Below are 25395 nucleotides of genomic sequence, written 5' to 3'. Positions count from 1 at the left end.
GAAGCCCTGAGCGCCGCCGGGCGCGGCCACCCAGTCGTTCGCTCCCGCCACATCCATCGCAGGGGAGGTCATGGCATGTCCATGATCGACGAAAAGCAGCTGTCCGTCTTCCGGCCCGCGGGGACCCCCGACGGACTGGAAGAGCTCCGCACCCTGGTCAACACCGCCATCGACACGCTCCGCGACGCTCACCTGGTGCGCCGGGGCCCGGTGCTGCCCGGCGGCCCGCCGGCCGCGGCCGCCGCGGCCCGGGAGGCGCTGGCCGGGCCGCTGTTGCCGAGCGTGCCGGAACCGGCCGGCGATGTCTTCCGCGGACTCATCGAGGCGTACGCCCAGTGGTCGGTGGACATCACCCACCCGGCCGCCGTGGCCCGGATGCAGTGCCCGCCCACCACCGTCGCCGTAGCGGCCGAACTGGTCGCGGCGACGCTCAACCAGTCGCTGCACGCGTGGGAGAGCGGCCCCTTCGCCCTGGAACTCGAGCGGTACGTGGTGCGGGAGCTGGCCGCACTGGCCGGCTACGGTCCGCAGGCCGGCGGCACCCTCACCGCCGGGGGCAGCATCTCGAACCTGATGGCCGTACTGGCCGCCCGCGACAACATCCTGGGCGACGGCTCGGGCCGCACCCCCTTCGCCGCCGGGCTGGCCGCCGCCAGCCGCCGTCCCGTGGTGCTCTGCTCGGACGCCACCCACTTCTCGATCGGCCGGGCCCTGGGCATCACCGGTCTCGGCGAGGACGCCGTACTGGCCGCGCCCGCCGACACCGCCGGACGGCTGATCCCCGGGGAACTCGACCGTCTGCTGGGCGAACTGCCGGACGACATCGCGCCGGTGGCGGTGATCGCCTGCGCCGGCTCCACCGACGAGGGCTGGACCGACCGGCTGCCGGAACTGGCCGAGGTCGCCCACCGGCACGGCGTCTGGCTGCACGCGGACGCCGCGTACGGCGGCGGGGCGCTGATGTCCCCGCGGCTGCGCGGCCTTCTCGACGGCATCGCCCAAGCCGACTCGATCACGCTGGACCTGCACAAATTCGGCTGGACCCCGGCCTCGACCGGGGTGTTCCTCGTCCGGGACGCCGCCTCGCTGACCCCGCTCGCGCAGCAGACGACGACCCTCAACGCGGTGGACGACAAGGAGGCCGGCTACTTCGGACTCTACGGAAGCTCCGTCCAGGCCACCCGCCGCGCCGACGCCCTCAAAGTGGCCGTGACCATGCGCGCGTACGGCAAGGACGGCATGGCCGCCCTGGTGGACCGCTGCCACGACCTCGCGCTGCACGCGGCCGGCCGCATCGCCGCCGAGCCGCGCCTGCACCTGGCCGTGACCCCGCTGCTCAGCACCGTGCTGTTCCGCTACCTGCCCGACTCCGCGCCCGAGGCGACGAGCGAGGACGTCGACGCGTTCAACGGCGCGCTGCGCCGCCGGCTGATGGCGGACGGCACGGCGCTGCTGGCCCGTACCCGGGTGGCCCAGCCGGACGGCGCACGGCCGGTCTTCCTCAAGCTCATGATGCTCAACCCGGGGACCGCGCCCGAGGCAGTGGACCAGGTGCTCGACGCGATCGTCAGCACGGCGCGCGCGCTCGACGCAGAGGCGGCGGCGGACCCCGGACAGGGGGATACGACGGCCGGCGAGCGCCTGGCGGCCGCGGCGGACCGGGAGGCGTGAGACATGACGTTCCCCGTCCGGCGTGACCGCCCGACCGGTGAAGACCGAGACACCCTCACCGCCCCTTTCGCGACACCCGCGCCACCCGTCCCGTCCGCGCCGCCGATCGCCGCGGCTCCGGACCGGGGTGTCAGGGACTCGATGCCGGCCCTGCCCCCGATCGGCGCGCTGCCGCTGACCTTCCTGACCGGCAAGCCGCACACCGGCCAGCGGCCACTGCACCTCAGCCCCACCGCCCACCTGCTGAACGCGCTGGCCTCGATGGCCCTCGGGCTGGCGGTGAGCGGACTGGGGCTCGCGCTGGGAGGCGGCTGGCTCACGCTGCTCCTGCCCGGCTGGGCCATGACCCTGCACGGCATGCGCAACCTGCGCATGATGGTCTTCCACCAGTGCGCGCACCGCAATATGTGGGCCAGACCCCGGCTGGACCGGATGGTCGGCACGGCGGTCTGCGGGCTGCTGATGATCCAGCACTTCACCGAGTACAGCTCCGAACACGTCAGCGACCACCACGCGCTGCACCACATGACGCTGCGCGACCCCACCGTGCAGGCCTTCCTGGTGAGCCTGGACCTGCGCCCGGGCATGACCCGGCGGCAGATGTGGCGCCGGGTCACCGGAAAGCTGGTGTCGCCGGTCTTTCATCTGCGCTTCCTGCGCTCCCGGGCGCAGTCCTGGTACGGCTCGGCGAGCGCCGCCGAACGGGCCGTCGCCGGCCTGGCGCTGGCGGTCGTGGCAGGCGCCGCGTGGTGGCTGCACGACTGGACGTTCCTGCTGGTCGCCTGGGTGCTGCCGCTCACCGTCTTCTACCAGATCAGCAACACCCTGCGGCTGTGCGTGAAGCACACCTTCCCGGCCCCTGACGCGCCCGACCGCCGGGGCAAGGCGTACTTCGCCGGTCTGACCAACGCGATCTTCCTGGGCGAGCCGGCGCCCGCCCGCGGCCTGCGCGGGACGGCCTTCCTGACGGCCTGGACCCGCTGGTGGACCCGGATGCTGGTGGTGCACTTCCCGGCGCGCTATCTCGTCCTCACCGGCGACACCGTGTGCCACGACTTCCACCACCGGCGCCCGATGAGCCGCCGGTGGGCCGACTACATCTTCGAGCGCGCCGCCGACGACCGCTCAGGACACCGCGGCTGGCCCGCGTACCGCGAGGTGTGGGGGCTCGGGCCGGCCATCAGCAGCGTCTTCGACTCGCTGTCGGCCGCCGACCCCGCCGAATACGACATCGGGCGGCTGTCCGAGGTGAGCCGGCGCAAGCTCTACGCCGCCTTCGACGACTGACCGCGCCGGCCGGGCCAGGGCGCCGCCGCCCCTCGGCCGTCCCCCGCTCCCGCACCGCCCGTCCGGGCACCGCCCGCTACCGACGAGGAGAACCGCCATGGGCACTCCACCTTCCAGCGCCCCGCGTACCGTGATCATCGGTGTGGCCGAGAGCGACGCCCACGCCGTGGCCAACCGGCTGATCGAGATGCAGTTGCGCGCGCACGGCCTCGACGTCGTCAACCTCGGCGTCTGCACCCCGCTGTCCGACTTCGCCCGCGCGTACGCCGAACACCCCGGCGCCGAGGCGGTCGTCATCGGCAGTGTCAACGGCCACGCGTACGACGACCTGCGGGAACTGCCCTCCTTACGGGCCGGCGGAGCGCTGTGCTGCCCGGTCGTCGTGGGCGGCAATCTGTCGGTGGGCAGCCACAAGGACGAGGACGACGACGAACGGCGGCTGCGCGCCCTGGGCGTGGACCACGTGCTGACCGACGCCACCCAACTCCTGCTGCTGCTGGACGTCCTGGACGGCGCGCGCCACGGCTCCCTGTCCCACTCCAGGTGAGGAGGACCCACCGTGTCCTGGCTCGACGCACTTGAGGTGGCGCCCGAGGTCGCCGCCGAACTGCCCGACGCCGGTGAGGTGACCGCGTACCTGCGCGGGAGCGCCAAGCCGCGGGTGGCCGAGGTGCTGGCGCAGGCCGAGCGGGAGGACCGCACGCTGATCCAGCCCCGCTGCGGGGTCGGCGGCCATCAGGAGATGCTGGCCCTGCTGCGGGCGCTGGAGGACGGCGCGCGGCCCGGAGTGCTGACGGTGACCATCGACTCCTACACCCGGCTGGCCCGGTTCGCCGCCGCCCGGCGGCTGCTGGAGGCCGATCCGAGCCGGCTCAACGGCTATCCGCTGGTGGCCCACGGCTGGCGGCGCGGACGCGAACTGGACCGCGCGGTCGCCGTGCCGCTGGAGATCCGCCACGGCTCGCCGGACACCCAGGACCTGTTCGCGGTGGCGGTCGCCTCCGGCATCACCTCCTTCGAGGGCGGCGGCATCGCCTACAACCTCCCGTACTCCAAGGACGTCCCGCTGACCCGGTCGCTGCGCGGCTGGCAGAACGTGGACGCCGCCTGCGGGGAGTTGGCGCGCGACGGGGTGATCGTCGACCGGGAGCTGTTCGGGACGCTCACCGCCGTCCTCGTGCCGCCGTCGATCAGCCTCGCCGTCACCCTGCTGGAAGCGGTGTCCGCCGCCCGCCAAGGGGTGCGGTGCATCTCGGTGGCCTATCCGCAGGGCGGGGAGGCGCACCAGGACATCGCAGCGCTGCGCTCGATACGGGAGCTGGCACACCGCTATCTGCCCGCGTCGGTGCGGGTGTATCCGGTGCTGCACCAGTTCATGGGCGTCTTCCCCCGGCATCCGGCCGCGGCCGGCGCCCTGATCCGCTACGGGGGGCTGGTCGCCCGGCTCGGCCGGGCCACCAAGGTGATCAACAAGACCGACCAGGAGGCAGTCGGCATCCCCGACGCGGCCGCCAACATCCGCGGCGTGCGCACGGTGGCGCGCGGACTGGCCGACGCGGCGGGCCCGGTGCCCCTGGACGAGTCGCGGGTGGGCGAGGAGATGTACTGGATGCAGCGCGAGGTGGACGAACTGGTCGGCCCGGTGCTCGAAGGCGACTGCCTGCCCGACGACATCGCGGCCGCCTTCCGGGCCGGCACCCTGGACATCCCCTTCAGCGCGAGCGGGCACGCCCGGTCGGCCGTCCTGCCCAAGCGCGACGCCCACGGCGCCATCCGCTATCTCGACGCAGGCGGGCTGCCGTTCTCCGCGCCGACCCTGCGCTTCCACGCCCGGCGACTGGCCGGGCAGCCGCGCGAGCGCGACCTGATCGAGAGCCTCAGCGCCGACATCAACTACTTCCTCACCACGGACGTCCGGTCGGCCGCCGGGATCGTCAGGCCGCGTACCCGTCGCACCACCGTCAGCGCACATCCCAGGCATATGTGAGGACGAGAGCCGCCATGGAATTCTCCGTAGTCGAACCGACCGTCACCGAGAACATCACCGAGAACATCACCGAGACCCGCACCGGCACCCGGACCGCGCCCGGCGGCGACCCCGGCATCCCGCCGGCCGCCCGGCCCGGCCGCCCCGACCCGAAGCCGGACCCGGAGCGGGCCGCCGCGATCCGGCGGCGCGACCGTGCCCACGTCTTCCACGCGTGGGCCGCCCAGAAGCACATCGATCCACTGCCGGTCGCGGGCGGCGCCGGATCGTACTTCTGGGACTACGAAGGCAACTCCTACCTCGACTTCTCCTCCCAGTTCGTCAACCTCAACATCGGGCACGCCCACCCGCGCGTGGTCGCCGCCGTCCGCGATCAGGCCGAGCGACTGTGCACGATCGCACCGCACTTCACCACCGAGCCACGCGCCGAGGCGGCCCGGCTGATCGCCGGACTCGCGCCCGGCGACCTCAACCGCGTCTTCTTCACCAACGGCGGCACCGAGGCCAACGAGCACGCGGTACGGATGGCCAGGACCGCCACCGGACGGCCCAAGATCCTCAGCGCCTACCGCTCCTACCACGGCGCGACCGCGACCGCGCTCAATCTCACCGGCGACCCCCGGCGCTGGTCGGCCGACAGCGGCAGCGCCGGCGTGACGCACTTCTTCGGCCCTTATCCCTACCGCTCGGCCTTCCACGCCGACTCACCCGAGCAGGAATGCGAACGCGCCCTGGCGCACCTGGACCTGACCATCCGGATGGAGGGGCCGGCCACCATCGCCGCCGTGCTGCTGGAGACGGTGATCGGCACCGGCGGCGTCCTGGTGCCGCCCGACGGCTATCTGGCCGGGGTCCGCCGGATCTGCGACGAGTACGGCATCCTCATGATCACCGACGAGGTGATGGTGGGCTTCGGCCGTACGGGTGAATGGTTCGCGGTCGGGCACTGGGACGTCGTGCCCGACCTGCTCACCTTCGCCAAGGGCGTGAACAGCGGCTACGTCCCCCTCGGCGGGGTCGTCGTCTCCGACCGGGTGGCCGCGGTGTTCGACCACCGGCCCTATCCCGGCGGGCTGACCTATTCCGGGCATCCGCTCGGCTGCGCGGCGGCCGTGGCCACCATCGGGGCCATGCGCGACGAAGGCATGGTGGAGCACGCCGCGTGGCTCGGTGAGCAGGTGCTCGGCCCCGGTCTGCGGGACATCGCCGCGCGCCACCCGGCGGTGGGGGAGGTGCGCGGACTCGGCGTGTTCTGGGCGCTCGAACTGGTCAAGGACCGCGGAACACGGGAGATGCTCGTCCCCTACGCCGCCTCACCCGCCGAGTCCACACCGGTCACCGAGGTGATGGCGGCGTGCCGGAAGGCGGGCCTGTGGCCGTTCGCCAACTACAACCGCATTCACGTGGTGCCGCCGTGCAACCTCAGCGCGGCCGAGGCGGCCGAGGGCCTCGCCATCCTGGACGGCGCCCTGACGGCCGCCGACGCCTACACCACCGAAGGCGCGAGCTGACGAACCGGGCCGCGGTCGGCCCACCGCTGGTGCGCCCCTCCCCTTGTGGACATAAACTCACTATCGGTACATATTGTCCTCGGACGACTGGGCGGTGATGCTCGGATGGCGAAGCTACTGTTCGCAATGACCGGAACGGCGTACTGGACACTCAAGGACGGCAGCAGGTACGCGACGGGCTACTGGGCGGAGGAGTTCGCGGCTCCGTACAAAGCGTTCACGGACGCCGGTCACCAGGTGGTCGTCGCCACCCCGGGCGGGGTCGTACCGACCGTCGACATGATGAGCCTGCGCCCGGAGATGGCGGGCAGCGCGCAGACCGCCCTGGACCTGGAGGCGATCATCCGCTCCGCGGAGGAGATGCGACGGCCGATCCAGCTGGCCGACGCCCGCCCGGAGGACTACGACGCGGTCTACTTCCCCGGCGGCCACGGGCCGATGGAGGACCTGTCCGTCAACGCCGACGCCGGCCGGCTGCTGACCACGGCACTGGCCTCGGGCAAACCCCTCGCCGTGGTCTGCCACGCCCCGGCCGCGATGCTGGCCACCCGGGTGCACGGCGTGACGCCCTTCGCGGGCTACCGGGTGTCGGCCTTCACCAACGAGGAGGAGGAAGCCGTCGGACTGGCGCCCAGGGCCCGCTGGCTGCTGGAGGACGAGCTGAGGGAGCTGGGCGTCGACTTCACCCGCGGCGAGGCCTGGAAGCCGTACACCGTGGTGGACCGCAATCTCTACACGGGGCAGAACCCCGCGTCGGCGGCCGAACTGGCCGAACGGCTGCTCAAGGTGCTGCCGTAGCGGGCGGTCGCGGGGGACGAGGACGAAGTGCCGGTGCCACGAGGGTGGCACCGGCACTCATCCGGTCCGTGTCACCGGCCGGTCACCAGATGGTGGTGAAGGCGAGCCGCACCTGCTCGTCGGGGACGGTGGTCGCGCCGTTCTTGATCAGGGCGATCTCGTCGGTGGTCAGCGAGCGGTCGTAGACGCGCACGTCGTCCATGGCCCCCTTGAACAACTGGGCGAGGTCGGGGCGGGCGCCGATGTGGAGGGTGAAGGCGTCGGCGGGTGTGGCGTAGGTCTCCGAGGCATTGATGCTGCTGCCCGCCTCGGCGGTGGCGGAGACCGCGGTCCCGCCGTCGACGGAGAGCAGGAGCTGGCCGGCCTGGCGGCGGAAGACCACGTAGTGCCAGCCGCCGTCGTTGTACGCGGACGCGGTGCTCACCGCGAAGGTGCCGCCGGGGGTGCCGTGCTGCGGGTCGGGGGCGGTGGTGATGGCGCCGGTGATCCTGCCGCCCGCGGGGTCGGCCCGCAGCCAGAACTGGGGGGCGGCGTCCTGCCCGTATCCCCACACGATCGGGTCGTAGCCGCTGGTTCCGGTGTAGTTGATCCAGGCCGCGACGGTGAAGTCCGAGGCGCCCAGCCGCAGGTTCCTGGGGCAGTTGACGATCCGCACGTAGTCGTCGACGCCGTCGAGGTTCAGGGCCGGGTGGGAGCCGCGGGTGGTGAGGGTGGCCTTTCCGTTGACCACTCCGTTGTCGCCGTTGCCGGTGCCGTCACTGGTCTGCTGGATGAGCTCCTCGGTGTTGTCGTCGAGCTGCTGGGTGGTGAACGAGGTGAAGTAGACATTGCTGTGCGGGGTGTTGGTGGCCGTCTCGTAGACCAGGCCGATCTGCCCGGAGGACATCAGGGTCAGGTCGGAGTAGCCGGTACGGCCCTTGTTGATCAGCGTGCCCGAGGTGGTCCAGGTGGCGCCCTCGTCGGTGGAGGTCCGGATGGACATGGCCTGGCGGTCACCGGACTCCGAGCCGGCCCGGGAGGGGCCGGAGAAGAGCATCCGGCCGGCGCCGTTCGCACCGGGATCCGACACGGTGAGCAGCGAGCCGGAGACGGGCGGACTGACCAGGTCGGGAACGGGGGTGAACGCGTCGTCCCCGTTCACGAAGCTCACGCCGCCGTCCTGGCTGACCCCCGCGAGCCGCAGATCGTGCGTTTCGCAGACCTTGTTGCCGCGCGCGTTGACGTAGACCGAGCCGTCGGCGCGCTCGGCCAGGGTCGGCTCACCGGCTCCCCACTGTCCGGCCGGCGGGTCCCAGACGGCTCCCCTCGTCCAGTCGGCACCGCCGTCGTCGCTGTAGTAGAGCTGTATGCCGGGCTGCTTGACGATGCCGTCGCCTGGGGTGGAGTCGTCCGCGGGGGTGTGGTCGCCCGCCACGACCATCCGGCCGGCGTGCGGCCCGTGCCGGAGCTCGATGGCGTGGCCCGGACCTGTCGACACCCAGCTCCACAGCGGTGTGGCGGGGGCCGTGGGCGAGGGAGGAACACCGTCGATGAAGGACCCGGAGCTCCAGTTGACGCCGTAGTCGGTGGAGAAGATCGAGTGCAGGGTGCGGGGACCGCGGGTGAGCGTGCCGTCGCAGTCGGCGCCCACGGTGTTGTAGGCGAACATCACGGTGATCCGCACCGGATCGGTCGAACCGTTCGGCGGGACATGGACCATGGGCACGATGTTCTGGAACTCGCCGCAGTCGTTCACGCCGCGCAGCCGCTGGAGCGGGTAGTCGTCCCAGCTGATCCCGCCGTCGTCGGACCTCTTCATCACCAGGTCGACATCGCCCACGTCACCGCAGTTGTCGACCCGGCCCTCGGCGAAGGCCAGGAGTTCCTTCGGATGCTGCGGGTTGGGGACGCTGATGATCGACGGGATCCGATAGCACGCGATGCCGTCGGTGTTGACCGCGAACGGCTGACCGACCTTCTGCGAGGGCGCCGGAGCGGGTGTCACGGCGTGCGCGGGACTCGCGCCGGCCAGGACGGCCCAGACCGTCGCCGCCAGCGCGAGTGCCCACGCCAGCGGCGCCGTTCCGGTTCCGCCTCTGCCACGTTGGGTGTGATGGATCATGCACGGAACGTACCGAGCCGCCGTTGGGGGAGGCAATCATTCCGCTGGGCCCCGACACGGCGGGCCGGCCGGTGCGGCCGGCCCGCCGTGCCAGGACCCCGATCACGCCGCTCGCTCAGGGCAGTTGGACCGGGGCGGCCAGATAGGACTGCGTACGGGTCACCCAGTAGTCGAAGTCGGCGGGGTGGATCTGATTGCCGCCCACCATCTCGGGCACTCCGTAGGTCCCCGTGCCGGTGCCCGCGCCGAAGAGGATCGCCACCACGCCGGCGGCCGCCGCCTCCGGGATGTGCGAGCCCCACGAGACGGTGCCGCCCTTCACCGTGACCTTCGGGTCGCTTCCCGGATTGCTGCTGTAGAAGGCCAGGTTGTTGCCGCTGGAGGTGAAGGAGTCGCCGTAGAAGAAGGTGGCCGCCGAGTCCTCGTTCTGCTCCGCGCTCTGGTTGTCCAGGTCGGGAAAGCGGCCGGAGGCGTTCCAGTACGTCGGGCTCGGTGTCAGCGCGGAGTTGAGGTGGCCGACCGGGATCTGCCACAGGACCGCGGGCAGGCCGAGCGATTGGCGGATCGTCTGCACATAGAGCAGGTAGTTGCTCCAGTGCGCCGCGTTCAGGTACCGGATGTCGGCGGCCGGGTTGGGGTCGCGCAGCACGCCGAAGTCCTGCCCCCACTGGTCGAAGGCGGCGAAGTCCGCGTGGTAGCCGACATCGGCGGTCTTGGCGAAGTTCGCCACCTGCGTCGCGGTGGCGGCCACCGACTGGCGGCCGGCCGTCCAGCCCTGGGTGTCGGTGTCCTTGAGCGCGTCGCGCACCGCCCAGTCGTTGATCTGCCAGCCGACGAAGGCCGGCGGATCGTACTTCTTGATCGTGTAGTTGATCGCCTCGACCAGGCCCTTGAGGTTGTTGCCGAACGCCGGGTCGCTGCCGCCGGCCAGCACGCCCGAGGAGTACGCGGCGGAGGTGGCGGCCGGGATCCGGCTTGCGTCGTTCCCGTAACTCGCCGCGTAGTTCTGCTGCAGATAGCCGAGCATGTCGGGCTCGATGACCCAGCCGACCGGTTTGCCGGGGGCCGCGGTGGCGGCCGCCGAGGCCGCGTTCCTCAGCGCCTGGAAGTAGGTGGTCAGCCAGCCGCCGCTCTGCATGTTGGTGAAGTCGACGGAGGTGCCGTCGATATTGCCGTTCATGCCGTAGTCGACCAGGACCGGGGTCATGCCGAACTGCTCGGAGTGCGTGACCATCGTGGTCGTCGTGGCGGCCCAGTTGGGGAAGTCCCCGCCGATCAGGTACTCGTAGCCGTAGTCCGGCAGCTTGCCGTGCGACTTGAGGGTGGTGAAGAAGGAGTCCACCGTGCTGCCGGGGGTGTAGACGCTGCCGATCGACAGGTAGGAGGGGTGCCAGGAGGAGGGCCCGCCACCGCCCGGGCCGGTCGGGGTGGGAGTCGGCGTGGGCGTCGGCGTCTGAGTGGGGCTGGGAGTGGGTGTCGGGGTGGGTGTCGGCGTGGGGGTGGATGTCGCGCCGCCCGGGCCGGTGAGCACGACGTCGTCGGCGTGGTAGGTGCCCTGCGCGTACCAGCCGTGCAGGTAGAGCGTGACGGTGGTGGCCGAGGCGGTGGTGGTGAACGAGGTGGACAGCTGCTGCCAGCTCGTCGCGGACGGCGTCCAGGTCGAGGTGTAGCCGTCGGCGCCGAGGTAGACGTACGCGCCCTGCACGTAGGCCGACAGGGTGTACGTCGCGTTGGGCTGCACGGCGACGGTCTGGACGCACTGCGCGGTGTCCGAGGCCGTCGCCGCCCCGGCGAGGGAGTGGGAGCCGGAGTGGGCCGGCGTGCCGACCACGCTTCCCGTACCCGCGTCGCAGGTCCATCCGGACAACGAGCCGGTCTCGAAACCGCCGTTGACCACCAGGTTCGTGTCGGCCGCGTGGGCACCGCCGCCGAGCGCGACGAGGCCGGCGACGCCCAGCGCGGTGGCGGCCAGGAGGGCGACTGCCCGGCGTGGGGGGTGAAGGCGGTGCCGGTCTGCTGACATGGACGGCGGCTCCTAGGTGGACGGCCCGAGGGTCGGTCGACGAGGTCGTGCCGTACGGCGCCGCGGTGCCGTGCCCGGGCATCGCTGACGCGCACACATCAAAGATTGGTACAGACCAATCAGGGTTGTCAACCACTCGCGCGTTCCACGGCGGGGCCCAGTCGGCGCAGGATGGGCTGGGCCCCGGCGGGCCTGACCGGTCAGGACTGCGACCGGAGGATCACCTGTTGGAGTTCGGCGGTGCACATCATGTAGCCGTCCGGGGTCGGCAGGCGTTCGAGGTAGTGGGCGAGGTCGGCGCCCAGCGCGAACACCCGGACCGGGGTGCCCGCGGCGCGCGCGGCCTCCACCACCCTGCGCACGCCGTCCATGACGGCCGGGTGCCGGGTCTGGTAGGAGTCGGCCACCAGGTGGTTGCTCCGGTCCGCGGCGAGATAGAACTGCACCAGGTCCTTGGTGCCGACGAACAGCTCGCTGGCGCCCGCCGCGCAGATCGCCGCGGTGGCGTGCACCGCCGCCGGCATCTCGATGAACGCGGACAGGGGCACGTCGGCCGGCAACTCCAGGTGCGCCCTGAGCTGGACGAACTCCTCCTCGTCGTTCAGGAACGGAACGGAGAGGTGCACCCGGTCCGCGTCGTCGCCGAGCCGCTCGCGCAGGGACCCGAGCATGACGTGCAGCGCGTCCCGGTAGGCGGTCGAGCCGAGCAGCCAGCGCGCGCCGTGCAGGCCGAGCTCGGGATTCGGCTCGACGGCGACCGGGGCCAGCTCGGTGACGCCGGCCGCGTGGTCGGACCGGAGGTCGAGAAGCCGCAGGACGAGGCGCTGGTCGGGCAGCAGTGCCTCCAGGTAGGTGCACAGCCGGTCCGCGACGGCGCGTCCGTAGGCCGCGATGTCGGCGGGGCCGCCGTCCAGGGAGTCGAGCGGGCGCAGGCCCGCCGCCAGGCACAGGAACTCCTCCCGGATGAAGAAGGACTCGACCCGCTTCGCGTTCGGCCCGGACGAGTTGATGGTGCGGATGTCCTGGAGGTCCGCGATGACCGCGCACGCCGAGCCGAGATCGTCCGGCGAGGGGATCCCGTCGCCCGCGATCCGCTCCCCGGCACGCGGGTCGGACCCGACGACGATCGACTGGCTCTCCAGGTGCAGCGTCACCTCGCCGACCAGGTCGGCGAGATCCGCCTGGTCGACGCGGAGTACGGGGATTCCCCTGCCGCGGCAGATGGACTGCATATGGCCGGTCAGCCCGCCGGCGCCGCAGACGACGGCGCGCGCCGCCACGATCGCTTCGTACAGGCCCGCTTCGAGCGAAGGGGCGACGAGGATGGATCCGTCGAGTGGACTTCTTGTGCGGTTACAGGTACCTCGTAAGACACTCTGCGTACCACCGGTCAGTAGGAATCCCTGGATCCGTCGCCCGTTCAACTATTCCCCCAGATGATCGGCGTTCGCTATTCCCAATTGCCGACGCAGCTGCCGTGGCGTCACGGAGACGTCGGTGAGTCGTTCGACGGCTGCCCGGTTGACGACCGTCCTGATCAGGCGATCGGGCCGGGAAGCTCCTGTCGGAGGGGTCGGAAGTCCGCCCATGGACCGGATACAGGCTTCCAGCCGGGAATCGAGCGATTCCCGCTCGCTTCGATCACGGGCGGCCAACCTTCTCACCTCCATGACCACAGCCTCCTCGAATCCGAACCGGGCCGCTTCCTCCGTATTGCTGAAATGACCATGGTATTCAGCCACGCTTTGCGCCATATCGCCGTCGAGCAGTTCCAGTTGTTCGATCACCCGGGCGGCGACCGCGATGGACTGGTTCTTGATCGCGGCGAGATTGAAGGAGAAAGCGCCCGTCCGGCCGTTCCGGACGATCTCGTCGCCCTCGCGCAGCACACCGACCGCGGAGACCGGGCCGGCCGGCTCCCCGCCGGGGCCCAGCAGCGTCCCGCGCTCGTCGACCTCCAGGCCGCGTCCGGTGCGCTCGTGCGGGACCGCGATCCCGCGCCGGACGAGATTGCGCCAGAGCGGCTGGCCGACCCTGCTGTAGTCCGACTCCCGGCCGAAGTTGGAGACCACCAGGTCGGCCTCGATGGTGAGCCGCTCCTCCGGGGCCGCGACCGAGACGGCCAGTCGCCCCGAGCCGGTCGGCGCGACCTCCTTCACCTGGCCCACCACCAGCTTCACCGAGCCGTCCGCCGGCCGCATCGCGCGCTCGATGATCGCCATCGTGTACTCCACGGCGCCGACCCGGGACGCCGCTATGGCCGTACCGAACTCGTCCAGCAGACGGCGCAGTTCGGCGGTGGGAATCCGTTCGATGGCCTCGGGGAGGTGCGGCTCCCACGCCTTGGCCACCCGCTCCGCGACCACCACCGGATGGACGTCGGGGTGGTCCCGCGCGACCGCCCCGCAGGCCGCCTCCCACTCGGTCCGGACCCGGGCGAGGAACTCCTCACGATCCCGGTACGGCTCCAGCAGGCCCTTCGGGCAGGGCAGTCGCAGCACCCCGTGCTCGTGGCCGACCGGATACGTGCGGAACATCGTCCCGGTCTTGGAGATCAGATGGATCCGTCCGGTGTGGCCGCGGCGCAGCAGGAAGCCCGCCGAGTCGTACGCGCTCAGCACCGATCCGACGATCGCCACGGTGGCCTCGGGCGGGAGCGCCATGAGCTTGCGGATGCCGGCCGCGGAGTACGGGTCCCTCACGAAGGAGGGGTGCGCGTGGACCCGGGCGGCGAAGGGCGGCTCCCTGAGTTCGAGACCGGTCGCGAGCACGACGTGTTCGGCGAACAGCACGGTCGTTTCCCGGTCCGGATCTGTCCCCGTCCCCGGATCCGTCCCCGGGCCCGGCTCACGCTCCTGCCCGGCCGCGGGAACACCGGCGAATGCCTGACGGATCGTCACCTCAACCCCGTCGGGGCGTACTTCCATGTCGACCGCCTCGCCGTCCGCCTCGACGAGCACCACGCCGGGACAGGCTTCCCGGCTGGCCTCGGCCAGCCGGTCGACCAGGTAGTCCTGGAAGATCCGCCGGGGCGCCGGACCCGCCTCGGCGAATTCGAGTTCGGCCCAGGGCGCCGGCCAGTCCCGGCGGTCGGCCTCGAGATTGGCCCAGCGTACGAAGTCGAGGACGTCCTCGCGGAACACCGACATCCGGCCCGCCTGGATGTTGAAAACGTGGTCCCAGGGGTTGCCGTCCCGGTGGTAGGCGACTCCCGCCGACCGGTAGTCCGGACGCCGTTCGAGGAGGACGATCTCCAGTGGGCCGCGTGCGAAGCGGAGCAGCCTGATCGCCGTGGCCGTCCCGGCCAGGCCCGCGCCGACGATGAGCACTCTTGGGTGTATTCCTGCTCGACTCATGGTGATTCCTCCCCCTGGAGCGATGGGAACCCGGCTCTGGCTGAGGCGATTCGTCCTTTTACCGGGGCGGATCATCGGCAATGCGGACGCGGATTGTCCGGGCACAAGGCTAGGGCGTTTCTTCCGGGTTATCGTGCGGACCGGATAAAAATGACCGCGATGTGGAGCGCGGCACGGCGGATGACCGCCTCTTGTCGTATCGCATTGCCGGGCCGTGCGCTCGGAGGCGGGGCGGCCGGGTCGGGACGTCGGCTCGACCACTCCTGACCGGCCGCGACGATCCCGCACGGTCGATGACGCGGACCCCGATCGCCTCATTACCACCCGTAGGTGCGGTCGGCTGAGCGGATGTGGTCACCGCGGAACATCCCGACCGTCCCCGTCGACTCCACCGTCCTGATGGAGGCCGGTGAGGCGTCGAACCGGCCATAGGTGCCCGAGGTCCTGGGGACGGTGGCCGTCTCCGGAATGACCACGGCCGCCAGTTCGGCTACTGGGTCGAGGGGGACGACGAACTTCCCCGACCGGCGGCGCCTTCGGCTACTTCGAGGTGACCGCCGATGTCCATACGGCGGAGGGCAATTTCGACGTCGTCGGCAACAATATGCCGGTCTTCTTCGTGCGTGACCGCATGAAGTTCCCCGACTTCATCCACTCGCGGGAGCGTACGCCGGACAGCGGCCCGCGCAGCAACAACATGCGGTGGGACTTCTCTCCGCTCTCACCCGAGTCGGCCCGTCAGGTGCTGATCCTGATGAGCGACCTGGGCACGTCCAACAGCTACGGCGGCCCCAAGGCCGACGGGCAGCGCTCCCGCGACCCGAGCCGGCCGGCGGCGCCGGCCGCCGCGCCGGGTGAGCCGAACGCGGGGCGCGATCAGACGCATCCCGTGGCGAGGGCGTCCTCGACCACCGTCTCCTCCATGCCCAACAGGAACGACTCCATCTCCTCACGGGAGATCAGCGATGTGTCGGCCGTGATCGCCAGCTTCACCTCTCCCGGTTCGTCGTTCACATTGACGGCGAAGCTGACGTTCGCGCGCGGTGAGAACTCGTCCGGCCAGACGAGCCTGGTCCGTTCACGCGCCCGGGCCAGCGGGGGCGCTTCGCCGTCCTCGGCGGCCGGGCGGAACAGCTCCGGCTCCCGGGTGTCATTGTAGAAGCACGAGTGGTCGGCCATGTCGGGCAGCCGGCCGCGCAGTTCCTCGATGTCCCGGTCCAACAGCCGCTTGTCGTAGGAGGCGTAGCGGTACGCGCTCAGCGCACCCGTCTGCACCCATCGCACCAGGGCCCCGAAATCCTCGTATCCGGTGCGCAGTTGGAAGAGCCCCTCCTGGGCCACCGTGGTGATCGTCTGCGACATGCCCGGCAGGAAGCGGTTGCTGACCACCACCTGGAGCAGCGGCTCCGCCGACCGGCTCAGCCGCGCGGTCTGCTGGGCGGCCGCGGCGAGCAGCACCGACGAGCCGCTCACCCCGCGCGCCGCGGCGACATGGTCGACCGCCGGCAGCAGTGCGGGGGAGTGGAGCATCGCGTAGGGCGACCGCGGGTCCGCCGCCTGCTCGCCACGCGGTGGGAACAGCGTGCGCGGCCCCTCGCTGAGCTTGGTGATCCAGTAGCGGCGGGAGGCGGCGTCCCGTTTCCGGCCACGCTCCGACTGCTGATAGGCGGCCTCGTCCAGTGGCTGGGTCGCCGGGAACAACTCCCGCAGCCGCTGCGGCGACACGCCGTCCAGCATCATCACCACATCCCGGGCCAGGCGCCGCAACCCGCCACCGTCGACCGCCGTGTGCGACAGCACCATCGCGTAGTGCCGCACCAGACCGTCCGCCTCGACCAGACCGATACGCAGCGGCCACTCCTTCGCGCAGTCGAAGGGCAGGCCCGCCAACTCGGCCAGCAGTTCGGCGCCCACCCGCTCGGTGTCCTCGCGCGCACTGGTGCGCACCGTCACCGGAAAGCGGCCGGCCGCGTCCAGGATCTGGGTCAGCCCGCCCGAAGTCTCCGGCTGCAACCGGGTCCGCAGCGACTCGTGCAACTGCGCCGCGTGCGCCAGCGCCTCCAGCACGGCCGCGCGCGGCCGGGGGGAGGGGAGTTCGAAGCCGACCCTCACGTTGTAGAAGGCGGCGTCGTGGCCGAGGACCAGTACCGCGTCCCAGATCGCCTGCTGCCCCCAGGTCGCCGGGGCCCGCCCGGACCGCGCGGCGGATACGTCCAGGTGCAGTAATTCCCGCTCGCTCATCGACAACTCCTCATGTGGAGGCCCGAGTTCCCAGTCTCGCCGACAGACGACGGTGCCCGGAAGTATGCCGCTTCGCCCGCCCGGCACACCCCCGTTCGGCCGATCCGGACCCCGCTCCGCACCCCACCGGTTTTTCTACGCCCGCCGGGGTGCGCCGTCTGCCCGTCGGCGTAGGCGCTCCGGCAACCGGGCGCGAGCCGCTCGGCCGGGGGCGGGCCACGGCGCTGCTGCCCGCACCGCGCGGACCGGTGCGGACCGCCACCCTTCCCGGCGGAGCCTCGGCGGTGGGTAGGTTCGTACCGCGACTCTCGCACCGCGTTCGGCCGGCCCGCGCCGGAGTCGGCCTTCCGGGGGCGGCGTCGGCGCGGCCCGACACACCATCACACCATGACGCGCGGAAGGAGACCGCTCCGGTGACCCAGGAGAACGCCGCCCCGGCAGAGGCGCTGCACCGGGCTGAGCGACTGAGCGAGCAGGTGTACCGCAAGCTGCGCGCCGGCCTGCGCGTGGACGCCGAGGCCGTGGAGCTGGCGTGTCTGCTGCTGGACTGGGGCCACACCGCCGACATCGTCCGGGAACTCGTCGTCCGGCGGCCGGCGGACATCCCGGAAGCGGAGATGGCCGAGCTGGCGGCGAAGCTGCTCCGGGCCGTCGCGTTCGATCCGGGGTTCGCGCTCGCTCCCGGGCGCCTTCCTGTCCTGGAGGAGGCGGTGCGCGGGGTGGCGGCGGATTTCGCGGGGAGCGGAGTCGTCGACGGTCTGCACATCGTTTTGTCGACGGACGGCGGCCCCCGCGCCCTGCTGGCCTTGGGGGACGGCACCCTGCTCAGCTCGGGGAACGGCCTGGCTCCCTCGGCGGGGGACGATCCGGTGCGGGCCCTGGTCGAGGTCGCGGAGGAAGTGCAGGCAGAGGTGGCGGACCGATTCCGGCTGGTCTGGCCGGTCTGCGACCGGCACGGCCTGGGCCTGCGCCCGGTGGCGGAGGCAGCCGCCGCCCACTGGCGCTGCGGCGGCGGTCCCGCCGCGCACTTCGAAGGGCCGGTGGGCGGCTTGACCGCGGTGCAGCAGCGCCGCTGAGCTTTCCGGCCAGGACGGCGTCCGCCGGAAGCCGGTCCCGGCCGTCCCGAGCCCGCGTCCGGCCGGACCCCACTACGTTCGTGTTCTGTAAGATCTCCGGCCGCGCCCGGCGCACCGAAACGGACCAAGCTGAGGGACGGACGCGCGGATGCCGCGCGGCAGACGTACCGGTGCGGAGAACGGAGCGAACATGGTGGTCCGCGCGATCGGTGGGATCGTCCTCCTCGTGCTCGGCGTGGTCTGGACCGCGCAGGGCACCGGCGCGATGAGCGGTTCCGGCATGTCCGGCCATGGCCAGTACGCGGTGCTGGGTGTGGTGATCGCGCTGATCGGCCTCTTCCTTCTGGTCCAGGCCTGGCGGGTCCGTAACCGCGGCCTGCGCCGGCACCCCTGAGCGGCCGGCGGATCGCCGGGAGGACAGACAGCGCGTACCCGGGCGCGGGACCCGCTCCCGCTCAACGCCACCGGGCCGAGTGAGCTCCCGGCCCCCGGCGACGACCCGCACCGGGGCAGCCAAGAACGGTGGCCCGGCACGCGTCCGACACCCCGGCCCCGGTAGCGGGAAGCACCGCGTCCGCCACCGGCGGCCTGGACCGGAACGTGCTGACCTGGGCCGATCCTCCGCTAAGTCGGAAACCCACCGGTATCCACGGGCCTGCGGCGCCTCCCGCGCACCGTCACGCCTCGACAGCGGCGCCGCCCGCTTCCTGATCGACTTCATCAACCGAACACATACCTGAAATCGAAACTCGCTTGTCTACAGACTATTGACGCTGCACACCCCCGATGCTTCACTTCCCGGCGAGAGAGCGCTCTCTGCACGAGGACCAGCCGTACCTCCCACCCCACCACACACCAGGGAGAGCTATGTCCGTCACCCCGAACCGCCGTTCCGTACTGCGCGGCGCGGCCGTCGCCGCCGCGTCCCTGCCGCTGATCGGCAGCCTTTCCGCCGGGTCCGCCTTCGCCTCGGCGCCCGCCCGAAGAGCCCATCCGCTGGGCGCGAACGTCCTTGTCTTCGACCCCTCCATGAGCGACGCCGCGATCCAGGCCCAGGTCGACGCCGTGTTCACCACGCAGCAGTCGAACCAGTTCGGCGCCGAGCGGTACGCCCTGGCCTTCAAGCCGGGTACCTACAATGTCGACATCAATGTCGGGTTCTACACGCATGTACTCGGGCTCGGCGACAGCCCTGACGATGTGGTGATCAATGGTCATGTCACGGTCGACGCCCAGTGGCTGGGGGGCAACGGCACGCAGAACTTCTGGCGCTCGGCCGAGAACCTGTGCATCGTCCCGCCGGACGGACTGGAGCGCTGGGCGGTCGCCCAGGCGGGTCCGATGCGCCGCGCGCACATCAAGGGCAATATGACGCTGTGGCCCAGCCCGCCCGGCAACCAGTGGTCCAGCGGCGGATTCCTGGCCGACAGTGTGGTGGACGGCCAGATCGACTCCGGCTCGCAGCAGCAGTGGCTGTCCCGCAACGACACCTTCGGCAGCTGGACCGGCAACAACTGGAACATGGTCTTCGTCGGCACCGACAACGCTCCCGCCCAGCACTTCCCCAACCCGTCCTACACCGTGGTCGACCGGACCCCGGTCGTCCGGGAGAAGCCGTTCCTCACCATCGCCCGGGACGGCTCCTACAGCGTCTTCGTGCCCGCGCTCCGCGAGCACTCCACCGGGACGACCTGGGCCTCCCACCACCGGGCCGCCGGACACAGCATCCCGCTGTCCCGCTTCCACGTGGCCCAGCCGGGCGACTCCGCCGCCACCATCAACCAGGCCCTCGACCACGGCCTGCACCTCCTGCTCACCCCCGGCGTCTACCGCCTGTCCTCCCCCCTGCGTGTGACGCGCCCGGGCACCGTGGTGCTCGGCCTGGGTCTGGCCACCCTCCAGGCCACCCACCGCAACTCGCTGATCGAGGTCGCCGACGTCGGTGGCGTCTCCATCGCGGGTGTGCTCCTCGAGGCCGCCTCGGCCAACTCCCCGTTCCTGCTCCGGGTCGGCCACGGCCGCAGCCGGATCCGGCACGCCGAGGACCCGACCGTGCTCTTCGACGTCTACGCCCGCATCGGTGGCGCCATCGCCGGCAGCGCCACCGTCAGCGTCCAGATCGACAGCAACGACGTGATCTGCGACAACATCTGGCTCTGGCGCGCCGACCACGGCAACGACGGCAGCGTCGGCTGGTCGGTCAACCCGGCCGACACCGGCTTCCTCGTCAACGGCGACCGGGTCACCGCCTACGGCCTCGCGGTCGAGCACTACCAGAAGTACGAGGTGCTCTGGAACGGTAACCACGGCCGCACCTACTTCTTCCAGAACGAGCACCCCTACGACGTCCCCACCCAGGCCGCCTGGGTGCACGGCAGCACCAAGGGCTACGCCGCCTACAAGGTCGCCGACCGGGTCACGGACCACCTGGCCTGGGGACTGGGCAGCTACTGCGTGTTCAATCTGGAGGCCAACATCTACACCGACCGGGCCTACGAAGTCCCCGACACCCCCGGCGTGGTCTTCACCGACCTGATGACCGCCTGCCTCAACGACGCGGCCGGCGGGGGCATCCTGCACGCCATCAACAACAGCGGCGATCCGGTGCAGAACGGCTTCGGCCTCTACTACATGAACCGGTACGCGAACGGCGTCGCGACCGTCTGACGCCGAGCCGCTGTCCGGCCGGTCACTCGCAGGTAACGACGGTGGCCGATGGTTCCACCGGGGCGGGCCGCCTGGGAAGGCGCCCCGCCCCGAGGGCCAGCGAACGCCGACGCTGGTGATGCCCCGGCGGGCGATGCCCGCCGGGGTCAGCGCCAGTTGGCGGAGCGCGTCCCCGCCGAGGACCAGCGCTCGCTGTGCGAGGCGCCGAACAGCCGTCCCTCGACCTCGTTCAGAGCCCGCCGCACCCCGCCGAGGACGATCGCCCGCCCGCCGAGCGCGGCCAGCGTCAGCCGCGGCGCCGGTGCGGCGAACCGCCGGTCGTACAGCTCCAGCGTCCGCTCCTCGATGGCCGGCATCAGCCGCTCCGCGACCTCGGCCGACAGGCCGCAGATCACCACGAGTTCGGGGTCGAGAAAGGTGGCCAGCATCGCCACCGGGCGGGCCACGATCGAACCGAGCCGGTCCACGATCCGCCGCGCGACCGGATCGCCCGCGTCGCAGGCCGCGAAGACCATCTCGGTGGTGACCCGGTCCGGATCGCCGTCCGCGAGCCGCACCAGCCGCCGGTCGTCCGCCGCTCCGGAAGCCGCGCTCGCCGTCGCCCGCGCCCTTCCGACCGCCTCCGCGCCCAACCGCGCGGCCTTGCGGGCGACCCCGCCGGCCGGACCCATCCCGGCCAGGAGATTCAGCGCGGTCATCTCACCGGCGACGCCATTGCTGCCGTGCACCAGGCGGCCGTTGACGATCAGCCCGGCGCCGAAGCCGTTCTCGCACACGTCGAGCAGCACCGCGTTCTCCAGGCCCCGCGCGGCGCCCTGCCAGTGCTCGCCGATCATCGCCAGATTGGCGTCGTTCTCCGCGACCACCGGCCAGGGCAGCACGTGGTCCAGCTCGGCGATCACCCCCCGGGCGCCGGCCCGGTGCCGTGCGGCGGTGTCCGGGGCGTACGCGTGCGACCGCACCGGCGCCGGGACGCTCACGCACACCTGCCAGACGGACCCGGGCCCGATCCCGGCGAGCGCGACGACATCGTGTGCGACGGCCGGGCCGTGCACCGTGACCTGCGACCTCAGGCTCGGATCGGTGGCGACCTCCCGGGCCAGCTCGCCGCACACCCGGCCGGTCAGATCGGCCACGGCCGCGATGACCCGGCTCTCGCGGATGTCCAGCGAGAGCACGAACCCGGCCCGGGGGTCGGTCCGGTAGCGCCGGGCCGGCCGGCCCGGCTGGGCGTCCTGCGCGGTGTCACTGGGCATCTCGACCGCCAGCCCCTGCGCTATCAGCCAGTCGCAGGTGATGTGCACGGTCGGCCGGGACAGTCCGGTCGCCGTCATCAGGTCGCCGGCCGTACTGGACTCGCGGTCCCGCATCGCGTCGTAGACCGCGGCGGCGTTCATCCACCGGATCTGGGCCGCTGACGGAGTGCTGGTGCGGCTCGACACCTCGGTCCCCCCTCGGTCCGGCGAACCCGCGGGGTCGACACCGCGTGAGCGCGCTCCCAGAAGGTACCAAGCCGCACCTCACCATGGCCGGGGTGCGTTCGGCCAAGCTTTTCCGGCCGCGGCGCCCCGGTTCCGGCCGCGCGGCCGGCACCGCGGTGCTGCCTCAGCCGCCGGAGCCCAGCAATTCGCTGATGAGCGCGGCGACTTGCGCGGTCTCGATGAGGAAGCCGTCGTGCCCGTAACGGGATTCGATGATCCGCAGCCGGTCCGCGCCCGGGATGCCGGCCGCCAGCCGCGCCTGCTGCGCGAGGGGATAGAGCCGGTCCGAGTCGACGCCCGCCACCAGCGTCCGCGCGGTCACCCGGCGCAGCGCCGCCGCGACGCCGCCGCGGCCGCGGCCGATGTCGTGGCCGTTCATCGCCTCGGTGAGGGTGACATAGCTGCCGGCGTCGAACCGGCGTACCAACTTGGCGGCGTGGTGGTCGAGATAGGACTCCACCTGATAGCGGCCGCCGCGCCGGGTGTCCTCGCCCCGCTGCGGCAGATGGCCGAAACGGGTCTGCAGTTCGGGTTCGCTGCGGTAGGTCACCTGGGCCAGTCGGCGGGCCAGGCCGAGCCCGGTGTGCGGGCCGCGTCCGGCGCCGGCCTCGTAGTAGTCCCCGTCACGCCAGGCGGGATCGGAGCGGATGGCCCCGAGCTGGATGCCGGCCCAGGCGATCTGCTCGGCGCTGGCGGTGGCGGTGGTGGCGAGGAGCAGCAGCGCGCCCGTACGGTCCGGGTAGGACACCGCCCATTCCAGGGCCCGCATCCCGCCCATCGAGCCGCCGACGACCAGCGCCCAGCGCCGCAGGCCCAGCGCGTCCGCCAGATCCGCCTCCGCGAGGACTTGGTCGCGCTGGGTCAGACAGGGGAAGGAGCCGCCCCAGCGCCTCCGGTCCGGCCGCAGCGAGGAAGGCCCCGTGGTGCCCTGGCAGCCGCCCAGCACATTGGGCGCGATGACGAACCAGCGGTCGGTGTCCAGCGCCCGCCCCGGGCCGATCAGCCCGTCCCACCACCCGGCGGTCGGGTGCCCGGGGCCCGCCGGGCCGGCGGCATGGCTGTCGCCGGTGAGCGCGTGCAGCACCAGGACCGCGTTGGACGCGTCGGCGGCGAGCCGACCCCATGTCTCGTAGGCGATCCGCACGCCGGGCAGCTCGCCGGACACCTCCAGCGGCAGCGGCTTGGGCGGAAAGTGCCAGAACCGCCGCCCCGGGGGGTCCCCCTCCCGCCAGGCCCCGGAGGCCGGCGGGAGGGGGACCTCGGCGGTCGGGTGCACGCTCAAGCCGCGCCCTTGGCCGCGCGGAACCCGGCCTCCAGGTCCGCCTTGAGGTCGGCCACGTTCTCGATGCCGACCGACAGCCGCACCAGGCCGGGAGCGGCACCGGTGGCCGCCAACTGCTCCTCGTCCAGCTGGCTGTGGGTGGTGGAGGCGGGGTGGATGATCAGGCTGCGTACGTCCCCGATGTTCGCCAGATGGCTGAACAGCTCGACGGCGTCCACGAAGCGCTTGCCCGCCTCGACCCCGTCGCGCAGCTCGAACGCCACGATCGCGCCCGCACCGCGCGGCAGATAGCGCTGCCCGGCCTCGTACCACCGGTTGGAGGGCAGCCCCGCGTAGTGGACGGCCGCCACCTCGTCGCGCTGCTCCAGCCATTCCGCGATGGCCTGCGCGTTCGCGGAGTGCCGCTCGATGCGCAGGCTGAGCGTCTCGACGCCTTGCAGCAGCAGGAAGGCCGAGTGCGGCGAGAGCGCGGGGCCGATGTCGCGCAGCAGCTGCACCCGCAGCTTGATGGCGTAGGCGCTCGGGCCCAGCGCGGGCCAGTAGCGCAGCCCGTGGTAGCTCGGGTCGGGCTCGTTGAAGTCCGGGAAACGCTCGGCGTGCTGCCCGAAGTCGAAGGTGCCGCCGTCGACCACGACGCCCGCGATGGTGGTGCCGTGCCCGCCGAGGAACTTGGTGGCGGAGTGGACGACGATGTCGGCGCCGTGCTCGAACGGCCGCAGCAGGTAGGGGGTCGGGACCGTGTTGTCCACGATCAGGGGGACGCCCGCCTCATGGGCGACGTCCGCCACCGCCCGGATGTCCAGCACGTCGCCGCGCGGATTGCCGAGCGTCTCGGCGAACAGCGCTTTGGTAGTGGGCCGGATCGCCGCCCGCCACGCCTCGAAGTCGTCGGGGTCCTCGACGAAGGACACCTCGATGCCGAACTTCGGCAGCGTGTGGCGGAAGAGGTTGTACGTGCCCCCGTACAGCGAGGCGCTGGAGACGATGTGGTCACCGGAACTCGCCAGGTTCAGGATCGCCAGCGTCTCCGCGGCCTGCCCCGAGGACAGCGCCACCGCGGCGACACCGCCCTCCAGCGCGGCGACGCGCTGCTCGAAGACGTCCTGGGTGGGGTTGTGGATGCGGGTGTAGATGTTGCCCGGCTCGGCCAGCGAGAACAGGTCCGCGGCGTGCTGGGTGTCGCGGAAGACGAACGAGCTCGTCTGGTAGATCGGCACCGCGCGGGCGCCGGTCGTCGGGTCCGGCGCGGCCCCGGCGTGGATCTGCTTGGTCTCGAACGACCAGGCCGAGGTGTCGGGCCCGGCGGGGGCTTCCTCGGGGGTGTGGCCACCGGAGACGGAGTCGATGGGCTGGCTCATGGTGCTCCCTTGAACGGACGTGCGGGGGAGTGGCGGTGCGCGGTCGCGGGCATCGTGAGGAGCCCGCCGGGGGCGCGGCGCGAGGGGAGATGATCGGCGGCCGGAAAAGGCGGCAGGGCGCCGGGAACGCGGCGTCAGCGCTGAGCGCGACAACCCGTGCTGGTGACACGCCCGTAGTCCACGTGGCGACGGGTCACAAGCGGTGTCATACCGCCAGGAAATCACAGACCGCGCCGGGTGCACCACACCCGGCGCGGTGCTCGTACGAATGAAACACAGGAAAGGGCCGCTCCGGGCGCGGAGCCCGGGGTCACCTCCGGCCGGCGTCACGGCGTGGTCGGCGGTCCGGCCGCCGCACGCGCGGTGGCTCCCCCCGCGGCGGCTTCCGGCTTCGGCGGCCGCCGTCCCAGCTGTGCGCGTGCCGCATCTCCCAGGGCGCCTGCGGGAGGATCTCACCGGTCTCCAGCAGCGACTTGAGGTTCGCCGCACGGCCGGCCGGCCCTGCGAGATGCCGTTGAACATCTCCAGGTCGGGGAGGTTCTCGTGGGTCACGGTG

At 71.9% G+C, this 25395-nt stretch carries 17 protein-coding genes and 1 pseudogene; 10 read left to right on the top strand and 8 right to left on the bottom strand.

Annotated elements, in window-relative coordinates; genetic code table 11:
• The first annotated feature begins 75 nt into the window (after positions 1-75).
• The 6 genes from ACFO3J_RS00630 (at position 76) to ACFO3J_RS00605 (ending at position 7254) form a co-directional block, all read left to right on the top strand.
• Positions 76-1671, top strand: a complete 1596-nt coding sequence (locus tag ACFO3J_RS00630; protein WP_386424699.1) for a pyridoxal phosphate-dependent decarboxylase family protein — start codon at positions 76-78, stop codon at positions 1669-1671.
• 141 nt (positions 1672-1812) lie between these two features.
• Entirely contained in the window at positions 1813-2958 is a 1146-nt protein-coding gene (locus ACFO3J_RS00625) for a fatty acid desaturase (protein ID WP_386424696.1), read from the top strand.
• A gap of 97 nt (positions 2959-3055) precedes the next feature.
• Positions 3056-3505: a cobalamin-dependent protein gene (locus ACFO3J_RS00620; protein WP_386424694.1), complete on the top strand. Its 450-nt coding sequence runs from the start codon at positions 3056-3058 to the stop codon at positions 3503-3505.
• A gap of 12 nt (positions 3506-3517) precedes the next feature.
• Positions 3518-4945 (top strand): methylaspartate mutase, encoded by a 1428-nt coding sequence (locus ACFO3J_RS00615; RefSeq protein ID WP_386424691.1) that lies wholly within the window; start codon positions 3518-3520, stop codon positions 4943-4945.
• 14 nt (positions 4946-4959) lie between these two features.
• On the top strand, positions 4960-6456 hold the full coding sequence (locus tag ACFO3J_RS00610; protein WP_386424689.1) for an aspartate aminotransferase family protein: 1497 nt from the start codon (positions 4960-4962) through the stop codon (positions 6454-6456).
• 105 nt (positions 6457-6561) lie between these two features.
• Entirely contained in the window at positions 6562-7254 is a 693-nt protein-coding gene (locus tag ACFO3J_RS00605; protein ID WP_386424687.1) for a type 1 glutamine amidotransferase domain-containing protein, read from the top strand.
• Positions 7255-7336: 82 nt separating this feature from the next.
• On the opposite strand, the gene ACFO3J_RS00600 is transcribed toward ACFO3J_RS00605, so the two are convergent.
• From ACFO3J_RS00600 to ACFO3J_RS00585, 4 genes are all read right to left on the bottom strand, one after another.
• Positions 7337-9355 (bottom strand): LamG-like jellyroll fold domain-containing protein, encoded by a 2019-nt coding sequence (locus tag ACFO3J_RS00600; protein ID WP_386424684.1) that lies wholly within the window; start codon positions 9353-9355, stop codon positions 7337-7339.
• A 115-nt stretch (positions 9356-9470) separates the two neighbouring features.
• Positions 9471-11378: a carbohydrate binding domain-containing protein gene (locus tag ACFO3J_RS00595; protein WP_386424681.1), complete on the bottom strand. Its 1908-nt coding sequence runs from the start codon at positions 11376-11378 to the stop codon at positions 9471-9473.
• A gap of 200 nt (positions 11379-11578) precedes the next feature.
• Positions 11579-12802 carry a putative PEP-binding protein gene (locus ACFO3J_RS00590; RefSeq protein ID WP_386424678.1) on the bottom strand — a complete coding sequence of 408 codons (1224 nt, stop codon included), beginning with the start codon at positions 12800-12802 and terminating at the stop codon, positions 11579-11581.
• On the bottom strand, positions 12803-14734 hold the full coding sequence (locus tag ACFO3J_RS00585) for an FAD/NAD(P)-binding protein (RefSeq protein WP_386424675.1): 1932 nt from the start codon (positions 14732-14734) through the stop codon (positions 12803-12805).
• A 550-nt stretch (positions 14735-15284) separates the two neighbouring features.
• On the opposite strand from ACFO3J_RS00585, the pseudogene ACFO3J_RS00580 reads away from it, so the two are divergent.
• Positions 15285-15506: pseudogene (locus ACFO3J_RS00580) on the top strand (catalase); the annotation flags it as partial.
• A 104-nt stretch (positions 15507-15610) separates the two neighbouring features.
• Here the strand turns inward: ACFO3J_RS00580 and ACFO3J_RS00575 are convergent.
• Positions 15611-16975, bottom strand: a complete 1365-nt coding sequence (locus ACFO3J_RS00575) for a condensation domain-containing protein (protein WP_386424672.1) — start codon at positions 16973-16975, stop codon at positions 15611-15613.
• 413 nt (positions 16976-17388) lie between these two features.
• Here ACFO3J_RS00575 and ACFO3J_RS00570 point away from each other — a divergent pair, with 413 nt between their 5' ends.
• From ACFO3J_RS00570 to ACFO3J_RS00560, 3 genes are all read left to right on the top strand, one after another.
• Complete coding sequence (locus tag ACFO3J_RS00570; protein WP_386424670.1) at positions 17389-18051, top strand: hypothetical protein; 663 nt, start codon at positions 17389-17391, stop codon at positions 18049-18051.
• 190 nt (positions 18052-18241) lie between these two features.
• On the top strand, positions 18242-18445 hold the full coding sequence (locus ACFO3J_RS00565; RefSeq protein ID WP_386424668.1) for a hypothetical protein: 204 nt from the start codon (positions 18242-18244) through the stop codon (positions 18443-18445).
• A gap of 473 nt (positions 18446-18918) precedes the next feature.
• Entirely contained in the window at positions 18919-20718 is a 1800-nt protein-coding gene (locus tag ACFO3J_RS00560) for an adenylyl cyclase (protein ID WP_386424667.1), read from the top strand.
• 146 nt (positions 20719-20864) lie between these two features.
• Here the strand turns inward: ACFO3J_RS00560 and ACFO3J_RS00555 are convergent, their stop codons facing one another.
• The 3 genes from ACFO3J_RS00555 to ACFO3J_RS00545 all read right to left on the bottom strand — a co-directional run bounded on the left by ACFO3J_RS00555 (position 20865) and on the right by ACFO3J_RS00545 (position 24839).
• Positions 20865-22115 (bottom strand): ROK family protein, encoded by a 1251-nt coding sequence (locus ACFO3J_RS00555; protein WP_386424664.1) that lies wholly within the window; start codon positions 22113-22115, stop codon positions 20865-20867.
• Between the two features lie 208 nt (positions 22116-22323).
• The gene (metX, locus tag ACFO3J_RS00550; RefSeq protein WP_386424662.1) at positions 22324-23481 is read right to left on the bottom strand and encodes a homoserine O-acetyltransferase MetX; all 1158 of its coding nucleotides are present in this window, start codon (positions 23479-23481) and stop codon (positions 22324-22326) included.
• Entirely contained in the window at positions 23478-24839 is a 1362-nt protein-coding gene (locus ACFO3J_RS00545) for a bifunctional o-acetylhomoserine/o-acetylserine sulfhydrylase (RefSeq protein WP_386424660.1), read from the bottom strand. The genes metX and ACFO3J_RS00545 overlap by 4 nt, the downstream gene beginning before the upstream one ends.
• Positions 24840-25395: the final 556 nt, after the last annotated feature.

It is taken from the genome of Streptomyces polygonati (assembly GCF_042650325.1).
Taxonomy (GTDB): Bacteria; Actinomycetota; Actinomycetes; order Streptomycetales; family Streptomycetaceae; genus Actinacidiphila; species Actinacidiphila polygonati.
The sequence above is the reverse complement of the archived record's forward strand: the minus strand, read 5'-3'. Positions and strand labels throughout refer to the sequence as shown.